The following is a 13,690-nucleotide window of genomic DNA, read 5'->3' as shown; positions in this document are numbered from 1 at the left end:
TTAAAACTGAAACCTTACGGTATCGTTTATAAATCCTTGCTCAGATAGCTAAAATCCAGCGCGTCGGCAATATGGCTGAATTTGCAGCATGATGCAAATCCGGGAGGTGCGAGGCCTCCCGGATGAATTATCTCTTTGTTTTGTACCGCGCATCTTGTTCCGAAAACCGCATTACGCTTTTCGGGATGCGCTCTTATTCGTGGTGAAAATCAGATGTTGCGACCGATTTCGAGGAACTTCTGGCGGCGTTCCTGCTTCAGCGTTTCACCGTCGACATCCTTCATCGAGCGCAGCGATGCGGTGATGATGTCGCCAGCCGCATCGATGACGGCTTCCTTGCCGCGATGTGCGCCGCCGAGGGGTTCAGGAATGATGCCGTCGATGATCTTGAGATCGAACAGGTCCTGCGCGGTGATGCGCATGTTGGAAGCGGCATCCTTGGCGCGGGTCGAATCATGCCAGAGGATCGAGGCAGCACCTTCGGGCGAGATCACCGAATAGATCGAATGCTCAAGCATATAGACGCGGTTTGCAACGGCGATGGCGATGGCGCCACCGGAGCCGCCTTCACCGATGATGATCGAGATGACAGGAACGCGCAGCCGCAGGCACTCTGCCGTCGAACGAGCAATGGCTTCGGCCTGACCGCGTTCCTCAGCGCTGACACCCGGATAGGCGCCTGCAGTATCGACAAAGGTGATGAGCGGCAACTGGAACCGGTCGGCCATTTCCATGATGCGGACGGCCTTGCGATAGCCTTCCGGGCGGGCCGAACCGAAATTGTGCTTCAGGCGCGTCTTGGTGTCGGAGCCTTTTTCCTGCCCGATGATCGCGACGGCCTGACCGTTGAAACGACCGAAACCGGCCTGAATGGCTTCGTCATTGGCGAATTTGCGGTCGCCAGCAAGCGGGGTGAATTCGGTGAACAGCCGGTCGATATATTCCAGGCAGTGTGGACGGTCCGGATGGCGGGCGATCTGCGCCTTCTGCCATGGTGTCAGCTTGCGATAGATGTCCTTCAGCGCATCGGCCGAACGCTTCTCGAGGCGACGAATCTCGTCGCTCATTTCGACGCTACCTTGTTCCTGGGCGAGCTTCTTCAGCTCAAGAATCTGGCCTTCAAGGTCGGCGACGGGTTTTTCAAAATCGAGATAGTTGTACATCGGGCCTGACTGTTCGTGCTTTTTCCAAAGGGATTAGCGCTATTGCGAGCCTGAAAAAGGCTGTTTTACGGCGCTTTACATATTCACTACTGGCTCATCTTGCAAATTTTTGATTTTCTCATAACCGGACAGAGGCTAATCGGCAAGCGGATGATGCTCGCTCACAAGCTTATGCAGTCTTTCCTCCAGAACATGCGTATAGATTTGTGTGGTGGAAATATCGGCATGGCCGAGTAATTGCTGCACGGTGCGCAGATCGGCGCCATTCTGCAGCAGATGGCTGGCAAAGGCGTGGCGAAGCACGTGCGGCGAGATAGCCGCCGCCGATAATCCTGCCCGCGCGGCAAGTCCCTTCAATTCGCGGGCAAAAACCTGACGCGCCAGATGGCCGCTTTCCGAAAAAGCCGGAAACAGCCATGGATTGTCATCGCTGCCGGGCAAGGAATCCCGCAAGGTGAGGAAGCGCTGTAGCGCTTCGCGTGCCTTGGGCGAAAGCGGAACCATGCGTTCCTTGGAGCCCTTGCCGCGCACTAGCAGAAAGCGGTGGTCGGTGCGCGCGACGGTGACGGGCAGGCCGACAAGTTCCGAGACACGAAGCCCCGTGGCATAGAGCGTTTCGAGAAGCGCATGAAGGCGCAAGGCTTTGATGTGGTCAGTCGGCTCGGCTGTCTCATTGGTTTCGAGCATTGCACGGTCGAGAAGTCGCGTGACATGTTCTACGCTCATGATCTTCGGCAGCGGCTTTTGCTTCTTGGGCGCATCGACCGTGCCGGTCGGATCGTCCTGCCGATAGCCTTCCGAATAGAGAAAGCGGAAGAACTGGCGCAGCGCTGACAGACGTCGGGCCTGCGATGTTGCGGCAAAGCCTTCGGTTGCCATGGCATCGATGGTACCGCGAATATGGTCTGGCCCGGCTTCAGCCAGATTGACGCCCTGGGCTGACAGTGCCTCTGCCACTGCCTCAAGATCGCGCCGGTAGGATTCAAGCGTGTTTTCCGCAGCACCCCGTTCGGCGCTCATCATTTCCAGAAAATTCTCAATCGCCAGCGATGCGCGCATCGTCACTCCTGCGGTGCCTGTGACGATTGGGGTGCCGTATCGACAGCTTCTGCCGCAGCAGGCTCGGCCGTGGGAGCTGCCGGAGGCGCAATCGTGACCGGTTTCAGCTTTGAAGCCGGTATTTCGACGGTGATCTCGCGTATGTCCGGCTCAACGAAATTGGCAAGCGCATACATCGCGCCATAAACGATGGCGGCAACAAGAGCGATAAACAGGACGAGGCGCGTCAACGTAGGCATTCATCTTTTATGCTGTGGCATTGAGACGAAAGCAAGGAGAGGGAGACGAAAGCAAGGAGAGGAAAATGAAAGAGGGAGCGAGCGTGCAATCAGGCAAAAAAGCCGTATTTCCGGTCCTGCATGCCCTGAAAACCAATCAAAGCAATTGACGTCGCGCTGTTTTTCATGTGGAACCGGAGCAAATGGACGAGGTCAATGAGCGGTACGACAAAACAAAACAATCTACATGAGAAAGCGGAGATGATCCGCGATCTGCTCGGTTCGAAAGTCGTGGTGCTTGTGGGGTTGATGGGGGCAGGAAAATCCACCGTCGGACGCAAGGCGGCAGCCTTGCTCGGACTGCCGTTTCGCGATGCCGATACGGAGATTGAAGCGGTTTCCCGCATGACCATTCCTGAATTGTTCGAAGCCTATGGCGAGGTCGAGTTCCGCGATCTCGAGCGCCGCGTCATCATGCGTCTGCTCGAAGACGGGCCGATGGTTCTGGCAACCGGTGGCGGGGCCTACATGAATGCCGAAACACGCGCGGCAATCGGTCGTGCAGGTGTCTCCGTCTGGCTCAATGCGGAAATCGATATTCTGATGGAGCGCGTATCGCGCCGCCAGAACCGCCCGCTGCTGAAGAACAGCGATCCGCGCGGCGTCATGCTGCGGCTGATGAACGAACGCTATCCCGTCTATGCGCTGGCCGATCTCCAGTTGATGACCCGCGACGACAAGAAGGAAGTGATCGCTGCCGAACTGCTCGATGTTCTGGCGGATCATCTCGAAAATTTAGAGGCTCAGTCGGTTCGGTAGAAGGAACCGCTGATTTCCCAGAGCATTTCCTGCTTTGCATGAGTCATTGGAAATGCTCTAGTTTTTGTTTTTACGCGCATCTTGTCCGAAAACCGCTTCGCACTTTTCGGGATGCGCTCTAGCCGCATGATATTGGAGACTACGCATGAATGCGCCTTTGACCGCCGATGCCAGTGTCACAACCGTTCCCGTCTCGCTTGGCGACCGTTCCTACGACATTCTGATCGGCAAGGGGCTGGTTGATCGTGCGGGCGAGGAAGTGGCAAGGCGTCTGAAAGGCGTGCGCGTGGCGGTGGTGACAGACGAAAATGTCGCCAACGCTCATCTGGAACGCCTCACTGCAAGCTTTGCCAAGGCCGGTATTGATGTAACGCCGATCATCGTTGCGCCGGGTGAGAAATCCAAATCCTTCGCCACGCTGGAAACCGTGACCGATGCTGTACTGGCAGCACGGCTCGAGCGTGGCGACGCAGTCGTGGCGTTTGGCGGCGGTGTGGTTGGCGATCTTTCCGGCTTCGTCGCCGGTATCGTACGGCGTGGCATGAATTTCGTGCAGATGCCGACTTCGCTTCTGTCGCAGGTTGATTCCTCCGTCGGTGGCAAGACCGGGATCAACACGGCACATGGCAAGAATCTTGTCGGTGTCTTTTATCAGCCCCAGCTTGTTTTGGCCGATACGGAAGTTCTCGATACGCTGAGCCCGCGCGAATTCCGGGCGGGTTACGCCGAAGTTGCAAAATACGGTCTGATCGATCGTCCCGACTTTTTCGAATGGCTGGAACAGAACTGGCAGGAGGTTTTCTCCGGCGGTGCGGCGCGGACGCAAGCCATCGCCGAATCCTGCCGTTGCAAGGCTGCTGTCGTTGCCCGCGACGAGCGCGAAACCGGTGATCGCGCGCTTCTCAATCTCGGCCATACGTTCGGCCATGCGCTGGAAACGGCGACCGGTTACGATTCAAGCCGCCTCGTGCATGGCGAAGGTGTGGCGATCGGCATGGCGCTGGCCCATCGCTTTTCCGTCAAGATGAACCTGTGCGGTATCGAGGATGCGGAGCGCGTCGAAGCGCATCTGAAGACTGTCGGCCTGCCATACTGCTTGCCGGATGTGCCGGGCGGATTGCCCCCGGCGGAAAAGTTGATGGACTATATTGCGCAGGACAAGAAAGTGGCGCGCGGTGCGCTCACCTTCATCCTGACGCGCGGCATCGGCCAGTCCTTTATTGCCAAGGACGTGCCGCCCGCAGCCGTGCTAGAGTTTTTGAAAGAACGTCTGGAAACGAAATAATACCAAGTCTCGGTGAGTTTGACTCATCGAGACTTGGTTAAGCCAGTGCGGCGATTGAGCAACTTCAGGGCGTGATGCGTTAGCATCTTAGCGCCCTGCTATAAGAGGACAAGGCGAATGGCTTTCGAGCTCTGGGTTATGTGCGGCATTATCCTGCTCTGCGTCATTCTCTCCGCGTTCTTTTCAGGGTCCGAAACGGCGCTGACGGCAGCGTCGCGCGCCCGCATGCTCACGCTTGAGCATAATGGAGACGACCGCGCAGGGCTGGTCCAGCGCCTCATTGGTCGCCGCGACCGGCTGATCGGCGCGCTTTTGATCGGCAATAATCTCGCCAATATTCTGGCTTCATCGATCGCCACCAGCATTTTCCTCAACCTGTTCGGCGATGCGGGCGTCGCCTATGCGACACTGGCAATGACGGTCATTCTGGTCATCTTCGCGGAAGTGCTGCCGAAATCCTGGGCGATTGCAGGCCCTGATCGGTTTGCGCTCGGTGTGGCGCGCGGCGTGTCGCTGGTCGTGCTGATCCTCGGCCCTGTTTCCAGTGTCGTGAACCGGATCGTGCGTGCGATCCTCAAGGCTTGCGGCATCAATCTTGCCGCTGGTCGTTCCATGCTGAGCCCGCAGGACGAATTGCGCGGCGCGGTCGAGGTGCTGCATCGCGACAAGTCGCTCATCAAGGAAGACCGCGACCAGTTGGGCGGCCTCCTCGACCTCAAGGAACTGGAGGTGAGTGACGTGATGGTGCATCGGACCTCGATGGGTACCGTCAATGCCGATGCTCCGGCGGATGAGATCGTGCGTGATATTCTTGCCAGTCCGCATACGCGCATGCCGCTTTGGCGCGACGATATCGACAATATTGTCGGCATCATCCACACCAAGGATCTGTTGCGCACACTTTATGATGTCGACAATGATTTTACGCGCATCGATATCATGAAGGTCGCGCGCAAGCCGTGGTTTGTGCCGGATACGACGACATTGCAGGACCAGCTCGACGCGTTTCTTCGCCGCAAGGCGCATATTGCCATCGTCGTCGATGAATATGGCGATGTGCAGGGGCTGGTGACGCTCGAGGATATTCTGGAAGAAATCGTCGGCGATATTGCCGACGAGCACGATATCGAAATCCAGGGTGTTCGCCTGCAGCCGGACGGTTCAGTGATCGTCGACGGCTCGCTGCCGATTCGCGATATCAACCGTGCCCTTGACTGGTCTTTACCCGATGAGGAGGCAACCACGATTGCTGGTCTGGTTATTCATGAGACCCAGACCATTCCCGAAGTGAAGCAGGCTTTCACCTTTTACGGGAAGCGCTTTTCCGTCCTGAAGAAGGAAAAGAACCGGCTGACACGGTTGCGTATCGTACCGCTCGATGCCGATGGCAAACCGGCCCCGATTGTCACGGCGCTGCCCCAATAACGGGTAATCCGCTGCAGGATTCTATTTAACATTCTGATTTTCAAATACTTTTCTGAATTCCCAAAGCTATTTTTTCGTCTGAAACCTTGGCCTGCAGCTTTGCGATTGCAGATTCCTCATAATATTTTCGAGTGCCTCTTATTAGATAAAACGAATAAAAAATGTAATAATTCCTAATATGCTAAATAAACAACCAGTAGACGTGAATAAAATATTGTTGAAATTATTGTAAGTATAATGTTATATAGAATTCATGGCATGTTGTGGCCATTGTGTATGGCTTATATTAGGATGCGAAAACTTCGGGTGAATTATTATTCTATTTGTTATTTATAATGAAGAGATAAAACCTTCTTTCGTTCGTTTATACTGGTTTCATTCCGGGAATTTCATTTCTCCGTAAAGTTCGATCCATAGTGTAAAGGTGCCTGCGAGGGCGCCTTTACACGTTTCTGGAATTGTCTCTCCCCCATCCGATTACGTGGCTAGTCATTCTCCCGTCAGTGACGGCAAGTCGAGGCTGGGGCGGGAAAGGCTAATCTGAAAATTATTCAACGCCGCGTCTGTTCATCGGGAGCCGAGGGCTCAAGCGCCAATGCGTGCACACCGCCGTCGAGCTCGTCCTTCAAAAGCGCATTGATGGCGCGATGACGCTCGATGCGACTCATTCCGGCAAAAGCCTCGGCAACGATGCGGATGCGGAAATGGGTTTCTCCGGTTCCGTCATAGACCTCGTGCTGGCCGCGTTCTTCGTGATGATGTCCGGCGTGGAGGTGGCTTTCATTAATGACTTCAAGCCGTTCGGCAGCGAAAGCCGTGGTCAGTTTGGCTTCCATTGCGCTTTGTTTGCTATTGTGAATGGACATTTGGACCACTTCTCCCCATATAGACGCTGTGCCTCATATAACGCTGCTTCGGTGGCAAAAGGTGGGGCAAATCCGCACAGGAAAGCCACCTGCTTCAAAATTTCGCCCAGTTGAAATGGCTCAAAGCCATACCGGACGAAATGTCAATTCTTGTTCAGCAACTCATAATCCGCATAATTCGATTCGATGACAACGAACTCAAAATTTTTCGACAGTATCCGTATCAAGCCCAAGAAGACCGCAGAAGCGAAGGCTTCGGGGCCTTGCTGCCAGTGGGACGGATGCGACAAGCCAGGCACGCATCGCGCGCCTGTCGGACGCATGCGTGAAGGCGAGTATTTCCGCTTCTGTGTTGATCACGTGCGGGAATATAACAAAAATTTCAATTACTTCTCTGGTCTTTCCGATGGAGACATCGCGAAATTCCAGAAGGATGCGATCACGGGCCATCGCCCGACCTGGTCGACGACTGCGAATTCCACCGCCAAACCGCGCACATCGCCGGATGTGGCCAAGATGCGCTCCGGCTCGGCCTCCTATCACAACCGTATCCGCGATCCCTTCAATCTTTTCAAGGAAGCCAAGGGACACGCGCCGGGTCAGAAGGCCCAGCGCAAACCGCGTACGCTCGAGATAAAGGCGCTGGCGACGCTCGGTCTTGAACCAAATTCGACTAGCGATAAGATCAAGGCGCGCTATAAAGAGCTGGTAAAGCAGCACCATCCCGATGCGAATGGTGGTGATCGCGGATCGGAAGAAAGATTCCGCGATGTTATTCAGGCTTATCAATTGCTCAAGCAGGCAGGTTTTTGCTAAAGCCTGTTTGGGCCTGACAGGCCGACTATGGGAGCCGTCGTCGATAGCTCCAACGGACATTCTTCTGCCGCGCGATTGCGTGGATGCAAGCACGGATGCCCGCAACGAATTACGGAAGGGGCATACCGTCCGGCTCGCCGGAAAATATGCCCACGGATGAAAGTTGAATGTCGCGGCCGGTCGCTGCCTGCCGCTCTGGAGGCATGATGAACAAGGTTGAGCGGGATATAGCCAATTTGCCGGATACAACGGTTTCGGTGCGTGACGTGTTCGGGATTGATTCCGACATGACCGTGCCGGCCTATGCGGCAGGCGATTCCTATGTGCCGGAGCTTGATCCGGATTATCTTTTCGACCGTCAGACGACGCTCGCGATCCTTGCAGGCTTTGCCTATAACCGTCGTGTGATGGTTTCCGGCTATCACGGCACTGGCAAGTCGACCCATATCGAGCAGGTCGCAGCGCGCCTCAACTGGCCGTGTGTCCGCGTCAACCTCGACAGCCATGTCAGCCGTATCGATCTCGTCGGCAAGGACGCCATCGTCGTGAAGGATGGCGTTCAGGTTACCGAGTTCAAGGACGGTATCCTGCCTTGGGCCTATCAGCACAATGTGGCGCTGGTGTTCGATGAATATGATGCCGGTCGCCCGGATGTGATGTTCGTCATCCAGCGTGTTCTGGAATCCTCGGGCCGCCTGACCTTGCTCGACCAGAGCCGTGTCATCCGCCCGCACCCGGCTTTCCGTCTGTTCGCGACCGCCAACACCGTTGGCCTCGGCGACACCACCGGCCTCTATCACGGCACCCAGCAGATCAACCAGGCACAGATGGACCGCTGGTCCATCGTGACGACGCTGAACTATCTGCCGCACGACAATGAAGTGAACATCGTTCTCGCCAAGGCCAAGCATTATCAGAATGCCGAAGGCCGCGAGATCGTGAACAAGATGGTGCGTGTGGCCGACATGACCCGCCAGGCCTTCGTCAATGGCGATCTTTCGACCGTCATGAGCCCGCGTACGGTCATCACATGGTCAGAAAACGCCGCGATCTTCAACGATGTCGGCTTTGCCTTCCGCCTGACCTTCCTCAACAAGTGCGACGAACTGGAACGCCCGATTGTGGCAGAGTTCTATCAGCGCGCTTTCGGCGTGGAGCTGCCGGAATCGGCAGCCAATATCGTTCTCGCCTGATGTGGAAGAAGCCTGCCGCCTGATAATTATCCGGCGGCAGAGCAATGTCTGATGCGGGGGCGGTCAGCTTCGCCCTTGCTTGAAAGCGAAGTCAGGATAGGCATATGTCGGGCCAGAAGTCAGGAATAGGCGATAATTCGCGCGAGCGTAAACCGGGACCGGTGGATTCCGAACCGTTCAAGCGTGCTCTAACGGCTTGCGTCCGTGCTATTTCCGGCGAGCATGAGCTGGAGGTGGCGTTTACCAATGATCGCCCGGCATTGAGCGCTAATCGCGCTCGTCTTCCCGACCTGCCGAAGCGTCCGACCGCACATGATATTGCCGTCACACGCGGCCTCGGCGATTCCATGGCACTGCGTCAGGCGCGTCATAATCCGCGCATTCACGCGAGCTTCGCCCCGGAAGGAAAGCAGGCGCGCGCGATTTACGACGCAGTCGAGCAGGCGCGTGTGGAAGCCATCGGCGCCCGCGCCATGTCCGGCATGGCGGACAATCTTTCCACCATGCTGGCCGATAAATATAGCCGCGCCAATTTTGCTGCCGTGACGGCCAAGGAAGATGCGCCGCTCGAGGAAGCCGTGTCGCTTCTGCTGCGCGAAAAGCTGACCGGGCGGGCTGCACCTGCGGAAGCGGGGCAGGTGCTCGAACTGTGGCGCGATTGGATCGAGCAGAAGGCGGCAGCCGACATTGCGCGGCTTGGCGATAATCTCGACGATCAGCAGGCTTTTGCGCGCACGGTGCGCGACATGCTCGCCTCGATGGACATGGCGGAAGAGCTGTCGCAGGAAGAGCCGAGCGACGACGAAGAGCAGAATGACGAGCAGACGCCGGATTCCGACGAAAACGAGGAAGGCGGCGACGAGAGCCAGGAAGGTTCCGATTCCGCCGAGAGCGAGGAATCCGACAGTTCGAGTGATGAAGGCGAGCAGGGCGAGATGGATGCCGCCGATGCTTCCGCCGATGAAATGGACGACAGCGACGATATCGACGCGGAAACGCCGGGCGATACACGCCGTCCAAACCAGCCTTTCGCTAATTTTTCCGAGCATGTCGATTACAAGGTCTTCGCGCGCGAGTTTGACGAAGAGGTCGAGGCGACCGATCTTTGCGACGAGGCGGAACTCGACCGCCTGCGTGGCTTCCTCGACAAGCAGCTTGCCAATCTGCAGGGCGTGGTCGGGCGTCTGGCCAACCGCTTGCAGCGCCGCCTGATGGCGCAGCAGAATCGCTCCTGGGATTTCGATCTGGAAGAGGGCTATCTCGATTCGGCCCGTCTTGTGCGCATCGTCATCGATCCGACACAGCCGCTTTCCTACAAGCAGGAGCGCGATACGGATTTCCGCGATACGGTCGTGACGCTGGTGCTGGACAATTCCGGCTCCATGCGCGGTCGTCCGATCACGGTTGCCGCGACCTGCGCGGATATTCTCGCCCGTACGCTGGAACGCTGTGGCGTGAAGGTGGAGATTCTGGGCTTTACCACCAAGGCATGGAAGGGCGGCCAGTCGCGCGAAGCGTGGCTTGGGCGCGGCAAGCCTGCCAATCCGGGTCGCCTCAATGATCTGCGCCACATCGTCTACAAGAGCGCCGATGCGCCATGGCGTCGTTCACGGCGCAATCTCGGCCTGATGATGCGCGAAGGTCTGCTCAAGGAAAACATCGACGGCGAAGCGCTGATCTGGGCGCATCAGCGGCTGCTGGCGCGTCCTGAACAGCGCAAGATCCTGATGATGATTTCGGATGGCGCGCCAGTCGACGACTCGACGCTTTCCGTCAATCCGGGGAATTACCTTGAGCGTCACCTGCGCGCTGTGATCGAGGAAATCGAAACGCGCTCTCCCGTGGAACTGATTGCCATCGGTATCGGCCATGATGTCACGCGCTATTATCAGCGTGCCGTCACGATTGTCGATGCGGAAGAGCTGGCCGGCGCCATGACGGAGCAACTTGCCTCGCTGTTCGAGGAACAGGGTGCTGCGGCGTCGGGCAAGGGCAGGCGACGGGCTGGCAGACGATAAAATGAAGGGGCCATCAGGCCCCTTTTTCATGCCTTTTCCGCCGTTGCCCGGTTTGGCGCGTAAAGTGTCGGAGCAAAGACGGCGAGAACCGCGCCATAGGGGATCAGCATCAGCGTTCCCATGATGACCTTCACGAAGAAGTCACCGAAAGCCAGCGACGCCCAGAGCGGCACGCCGAGGCCGAGGAAGGATGCCGGTTCAGCAAGTGACGAATCGGGCATTCCCGTCAGCCTGTCGATCCAGCCAAAACCGGCTGCGAAAGCAATCGAGAAGAACAGGATCGTATCCAGCACCGAGCCGAACATGGCGGCGGCAAAGGGAGCCTTCCACCAGGTCTTGCGACGCAGGCGATCGAAGACGGTGATGTCCATCAACTGTGCGAGAAGGAAGGCGGAACCGGAGGCAATCGCAATACGCGGGGTCGCGAGCCAGATCGACATGATGACGCCAAGCACGAAACCGGCATAGACGACCTTGCGCGCGGCAGCAGGGCCGAAGCGGCGATTCGTCAGGTCATTGACAAGAAAGGCGACGGGATAGGTAAAGGCGCCGTAGGTGAGCACTTCACCGAGGCCGAAATGCTGGAAGGGATATTGGACAAGTATGTTCGACGCGGCAACTGCCACGCACATGGCCAGTATCGCAGGCATAAGCCGGGAATAAGAAGGTGTCTCGATTGACATTTTTTTATCCTGGGTGATGGAACCAGCAAAAAAGGCCGACAAAAGCCGGCCTTTTTTGTCGAAATGTTTGGCCGGAAGCTTAGGCAGCGACTGCTTCAGCCTGCTTCTTTGCGATCTGACGCTTCAGCAGGCGAGCGCGCTGCGACAGTTCCTTGTCGTCAGACTTGACGAGGAACGCATCGAGACCGCCGCGATGTTCAACCGAACGCAGGGCGTTGGCAGAAACGCGCAGACGATAGCTCTGGCCGAGTGCTTCGGAGATCAGCGTAACATTGCAGAGGTTCGGCAGAAAGCGGCGACGCGTCTTGTTGTTCGCGTGGCTGACATTGTTGCCGTACTGGACCGACTTGCCGGTCAATTCACAAGCGCGGGACATTTTGGTCTCACCTTTAATTACGTTCTTTTCAGGCCCCGACCCGAATGTCCGAATTCAAGCAATCAACGCAGTTTGATGCTGCTGGCGCGCGATTTCGGACAGGCGGCCTATTGGGAAAGTCGCGTTTCTATAGTGACAGCAGCCGTTGCAGTCAAGTGAGATTCCGTATCCATCGCGCAAAGACGCGGTTTTCAGGCTTTCGCATGGTCTTCACGAAAGCTTGCGATCATAACTTCGCCGGTTTTGCCTGCTGCACAGATACTGTATCGAAGAATCTCACGCAACTTTGTGGCGTTCCAATGTGGTTGAAAACCATCGTGGAGACGCCGGACGAAAAACAAGTCGCAAGCTGGGATAAAGCGGATCTGCTTTGGGTTTTTGTCTTTACGCATGTCTCTATCGGAAAACCAGTTCCCATTTTTCCGAGATGTGCTTTAGCGGAAGGAATGCGCGCATGATCGAACCGTCGCATAAGTTGAAGCCTGTCTGGCACCGGCTAGCGCATTATGGTGTGTTGACCTTTGCAGGACTGGTCATTGCGAGCGGATCGGCCAACGCCAATGATCTTTATCGGACCGAATACGATATCTCCATTTTCGGGCTTTCGATTGCGCGATCGGCCATAGAAACCACGGTCAATGGCGCCAATTACAATCTCAACGGTCGCTTTCTGACTTCCGGTCTGGCGCGGGTATTCGACGATACGGATGGAACCGTACACGTTACCGGCAGTGCGGTCAGCGGTAAGGTCGTGCCCAGGAGCTTCGATCTGGCCTATAAGCATGGCCGCAAGAACAAGAGCACGACGATCCGTTTTGCCAATGGCAATGTGGTCGCGGCAGAAAACCAGCCGCCGGTTAAAAAGCGCGATCCCTGGGTGGAAACATCGCCGCAGGATCTTCTCAATGTCAGCGATCCGTTGAGTGCATTGATGATACCGGCAAAGAACGGCCGGGCGGTCTGCGACCGCTCGCTGAGTGTGTTCGATGGCCAGATGCGCGCGGAGATCAAGCTTGCCTTCAATGGCACCGAATCGTTTACGACCGACGGCTTCACCGGCGAATCGGTTATCTGCTCGGCAAAGTTCGTTCCGGTTTCCGGATATCAGAAGGGCAAGAAGGCCATCGATTATCTGAGCAATCGCAGCCGGATGACGATTTCCTTCGCATCGCTGGGCAATTCGGGCATTTATGCACCCGTTGTAGCGCGGATCGGCACGCGGATCGGCACGCTCAAGATCGAGGCCACCCGCTTTTCCAAGGTAAACTGACCAGCGGTCAGAATTCAATGCTTGGGATGTGCGCATTCCTCGTGGTTGCCGAGAATCTCTATAACGCGGCACTGGTCGATCCGGCCATGGGCAGTGCATTCCAGCATGCGTTGCAGTTCGGTTTTAAGCGAGAGCAGTTTTGCGATGCGATGTTCCACATCGCTCAAGCGTGCGCGCGCGATGGCGTCGGCCGCCGCGCATGACTGGTCGGGATTATCCTGAAGATCAAGCAGGGTGCGGATGGCATCCACCTCGAAACCCAGATCGCGTGCATGCCGAATGAAAAGCAGCCGCTGCACGTCGTTCTGGTCATAAAGGCGGCGATTGCCATTGCTGCGCGGCGGTGAGGATAGCAGGCCGATCTGCTCGTAATAACGAATCGTCGGCACTTTGACGCCGCTGGCCTTCGATGCTTCGCCGATCGATACATTCATGATCATTTTCCGCTTGCTCCTCTAGTCGCTAGAGGATGTAGACCTTGCTTGAGACAATTCAAGAG

General features: G+C 56.6%; 16 protein-coding genes. 9 read left to right on the top strand and 7 right to left on the bottom strand.

Annotation, left to right across the window (positions count from 1 at the left end; all coding sequences use genetic code 11):
- Nucleotides 1-209 precede the first annotated feature (209 nt).
- The 3 genes from FIB18_RS09575 to FIB18_RS09565 all read right to left on the bottom strand — a co-directional run bounded on the left by FIB18_RS09575 (nucleotide 210) and on the right by FIB18_RS09565 (nucleotide 2,461).
- A complete protein-coding gene (locus tag FIB18_RS09575; protein WP_140020492.1) occupies nucleotides 210-1,163 on the bottom strand; it encodes an acetyl-CoA carboxylase carboxyltransferase subunit alpha in 954 nt (317 codons plus the stop codon).
- A gap of 135 nt (nucleotides 1,164-1,298) precedes the next feature.
- Complete coding sequence (xerD, locus tag FIB18_RS09570; RefSeq protein WP_140020491.1) at nucleotides 1,299-2,222, bottom strand: site-specific tyrosine recombinase XerD; 924 nt, start codon at nucleotides 2,220-2,222, stop codon at nucleotides 1,299-1,301.
- 2 nt (nucleotides 2,223-2,224) lie between these two features.
- Nucleotides 2,225-2,461, bottom strand: a complete 237-nt coding sequence (locus tag FIB18_RS09565; RefSeq protein WP_140020490.1) for a hypothetical protein — start codon at nucleotides 2,459-2,461, stop codon at nucleotides 2,225-2,227.
- 195 nt (nucleotides 2,462-2,656) lie between these two features.
- Here FIB18_RS09565 and FIB18_RS09560 point away from each other — a divergent pair, with 195 nt between their 5' ends.
- From FIB18_RS09560 to FIB18_RS09550, 3 genes are all read left to right on the top strand, one after another.
- Entirely contained in the window at nucleotides 2,657-3,259 is a 603-nt protein-coding gene (locus FIB18_RS09560; protein ID WP_140020489.1) for a shikimate kinase, read from the top strand.
- Nucleotides 3,260-3,404: 145 nt separating this feature from the next.
- On the top strand, nucleotides 3,405-4,544 hold the full coding sequence (gene aroB, locus FIB18_RS09555; RefSeq protein ID WP_140020488.1) for a 3-dehydroquinate synthase: 1,140 nt from the start codon (nucleotides 3,405-3,407) through the stop codon (nucleotides 4,542-4,544).
- 117 nt (nucleotides 4,545-4,661) lie between these two features.
- Nucleotides 4,662-5,969 (top strand): HlyC/CorC family transporter, encoded by a 1,308-nt coding sequence (locus FIB18_RS09550; protein ID WP_140020487.1) that lies wholly within the window; start codon nucleotides 4,662-4,664, stop codon nucleotides 5,967-5,969.
- Nucleotides 5,970-6,520: 551 nt separating this feature from the next.
- Here the strand turns inward: FIB18_RS09550 and FIB18_RS09545 are convergent.
- Complete coding sequence (locus tag FIB18_RS09545; protein ID WP_140020486.1) at nucleotides 6,521-6,835, bottom strand: BolA family protein; 315 nt, start codon at nucleotides 6,833-6,835, stop codon at nucleotides 6,521-6,523.
- Between FIB18_RS09545 and FIB18_RS25415 the strand changes: the two genes are divergently transcribed.
- From FIB18_RS25415 to cobT, 4 genes are all read left to right on the top strand, one after another.
- The gene (locus FIB18_RS25415; RefSeq protein ID WP_140020485.1) at nucleotides 6,828-7,025 is read left to right on the top strand and encodes a hypothetical protein; all 198 of its coding nucleotides are present in this window, start codon (nucleotides 6,828-6,830) and stop codon (nucleotides 7,023-7,025) included. The two genes, FIB18_RS09545 and FIB18_RS25415, sit on opposite strands and share 8 nt — an antisense overlap.
- On the top strand, nucleotides 7,022-7,651 hold the full coding sequence (locus tag FIB18_RS09535; protein WP_140020484.1) for a J domain-containing protein: 630 nt from the start codon (nucleotides 7,022-7,024) through the stop codon (nucleotides 7,649-7,651). The genes FIB18_RS25415 and FIB18_RS09535 overlap by 4 nt, the downstream gene beginning before the upstream one ends.
- 206 nt (nucleotides 7,652-7,857) lie before the next feature.
- Complete coding sequence (cobS, locus tag FIB18_RS09530) at nucleotides 7,858-8,844, top strand: cobaltochelatase subunit CobS (protein WP_140020761.1); 987 nt, start codon at nucleotides 7,858-7,860, stop codon at nucleotides 8,842-8,844.
- Between the two features lie 104 nt (nucleotides 8,845-8,948).
- Nucleotides 8,949-10,862: a cobaltochelatase subunit CobT gene (gene cobT, locus FIB18_RS09525; RefSeq protein ID WP_140020483.1), complete on the top strand. Its 1,914-nt coding sequence runs from the start codon at nucleotides 8,949-8,951 to the stop codon at nucleotides 10,860-10,862.
- A 26-nt stretch (nucleotides 10,863-10,888) separates the two neighbouring features.
- Here the strand turns inward: cobT and FIB18_RS09520 are convergent, their stop codons facing one another.
- Nucleotides 10,889-11,545 carry a queuosine precursor transporter gene (locus FIB18_RS09520; protein ID WP_140020482.1) on the bottom strand — a complete coding sequence of 219 codons (657 nt, stop codon included), beginning with the start codon at nucleotides 11,543-11,545 and terminating at the stop codon, nucleotides 10,889-10,891.
- A 79-nt stretch (nucleotides 11,546-11,624) separates the two neighbouring features.
- Nucleotides 11,625-11,921, bottom strand: coding sequence for a 50S ribosomal protein L28 (gene rpmB / locus FIB18_RS09515; RefSeq protein ID WP_078337585.1), 297 nt, complete (start codon nucleotides 11,919-11,921; stop codon nucleotides 11,625-11,627).
- Nucleotides 11,922-11,965: 44 nt separating this feature from the next.
- Here rpmB and FIB18_RS09510 point away from each other — a divergent pair, with 44 nt between their 5' ends.
- Nucleotides 11,966-12,379 carry a hypothetical protein gene (locus FIB18_RS09510; protein WP_140020481.1) on the top strand — a complete coding sequence of 138 codons (414 nt, stop codon included), beginning with the start codon at nucleotides 11,966-11,968 and terminating at the stop codon, nucleotides 12,377-12,379.
- A complete protein-coding gene (locus FIB18_RS09505; protein WP_140020480.1) occupies nucleotides 12,376-13,191 on the top strand; it encodes a DUF3108 domain-containing protein in 816 nt (271 codons plus the stop codon). Before FIB18_RS09510 ends, FIB18_RS09505 begins: the two co-directional genes overlap by 4 nt.
- Nucleotides 13,192-13,205: 14 nt before the next feature.
- On the opposite strand, the gene FIB18_RS09500 is transcribed toward FIB18_RS09505, so the two are convergent.
- Nucleotides 13,206-13,631 carry a MerR family transcriptional regulator gene (locus FIB18_RS09500; protein ID WP_140020479.1) on the bottom strand — a complete coding sequence of 142 codons (426 nt, stop codon included), beginning with the start codon at nucleotides 13,629-13,631 and terminating at the stop codon, nucleotides 13,206-13,208.
- Between the last annotated feature and the right edge of the window lie 59 nt (nucleotides 13,632-13,690).

This window comes from Brucella pecoris (assembly GCF_006376675.1).
Classification (GTDB): domain Bacteria; phylum Pseudomonadota; class Alphaproteobacteria; order Rhizobiales; family Rhizobiaceae; genus Brucella; species Brucella pecoris.
The sequence above is the reverse complement of the archived record's forward strand: the minus strand, read 5'-3'. Positions and strand labels throughout refer to the sequence as shown.

What these genes read in the sequence shown, in the direction of transcription:
- FIB18_RS09575 (WP_140020492.1), bottom strand. Translation starts at nt 1,163, where the DNA reads ATGTACAACTATCTCGATTTTGAAAAACCCGTCGCCGACCTTGAAGGC.
- xerD (WP_140020491.1), bottom strand. Translation starts at nt 2,222, where the DNA reads ATGCGCGCATCGCTGGCGATTGAGAATTTTCTGGAAATGATGAGCGCC.
- FIB18_RS09565 (WP_140020490.1), bottom strand. Translation starts at nt 2,461, where the DNA reads ATGCCTACGTTGACGCGCCTCGTCCTGTTTATCGCTCTTGTTGCCGCC.
- FIB18_RS09560 (WP_140020489.1), top strand. Translation starts at nt 2,657, where the DNA reads ATGAGCGGTACGACAAAACAAAACAATCTACATGAGAAAGCGGAGATG.
- aroB (WP_140020488.1), top strand. Translation starts at nt 3,405, where the DNA reads ATGAATGCGCCTTTGACCGCCGATGCCAGTGTCACAACCGTTCCCGTC.
- FIB18_RS09550 (WP_140020487.1), top strand. Translation starts at nt 4,662, where the DNA reads ATGGCTTTCGAGCTCTGGGTTATGTGCGGCATTATCCTGCTCTGCGTC.
- FIB18_RS25415 (WP_140020485.1), top strand. Translation starts at nt 6,828, where the DNA reads ATGGACATTTGGACCACTTCTCCCCATATAGACGCTGTGCCTCATATA.
- FIB18_RS09545 (WP_140020486.1), bottom strand. Translation starts at nt 6,835, where the DNA reads ATGTCCATTCACAATAGCAAACAAAGCGCAATGGAAGCCAAACTGACC.
- FIB18_RS09535 (WP_140020484.1), top strand. Translation starts at nt 7,022, where the DNA reads ATGACAACGAACTCAAAATTTTTCGACAGTATCCGTATCAAGCCCAAG.
- cobS (WP_140020761.1), top strand. Translation starts at nt 7,858, where the DNA reads ATGAACAAGGTTGAGCGGGATATAGCCAATTTGCCGGATACAACGGTT.
- cobT (WP_140020483.1), top strand. Translation starts at nt 8,949, where the DNA reads ATGTCGGGCCAGAAGTCAGGAATAGGCGATAATTCGCGCGAGCGTAAA.
- FIB18_RS09520 (WP_140020482.1), bottom strand. Translation starts at nt 11,545, where the DNA reads ATGTCAATCGAGACACCTTCTTATTCCCGGCTTATGCCTGCGATACTG.
- rpmB (WP_078337585.1), bottom strand. Translation starts at nt 11,921, where the DNA reads ATGTCCCGCGCTTGTGAATTGACCGGCAAGTCGGTCCAGTACGGCAAC.
- FIB18_RS09510 (WP_140020481.1), top strand. Translation starts at nt 11,966, where the DNA reads ATGTCCGAATTCAAGCAATCAACGCAGTTTGATGCTGCTGGCGCGCGA.
- FIB18_RS09505 (WP_140020480.1), top strand. Translation starts at nt 12,376, where the DNA reads ATGATCGAACCGTCGCATAAGTTGAAGCCTGTCTGGCACCGGCTAGCG.
- FIB18_RS09500 (WP_140020479.1), bottom strand. Translation starts at nt 13,631, where the DNA reads ATGATCATGAATGTATCGATCGGCGAAGCATCGAAGGCCAGCGGCGTC.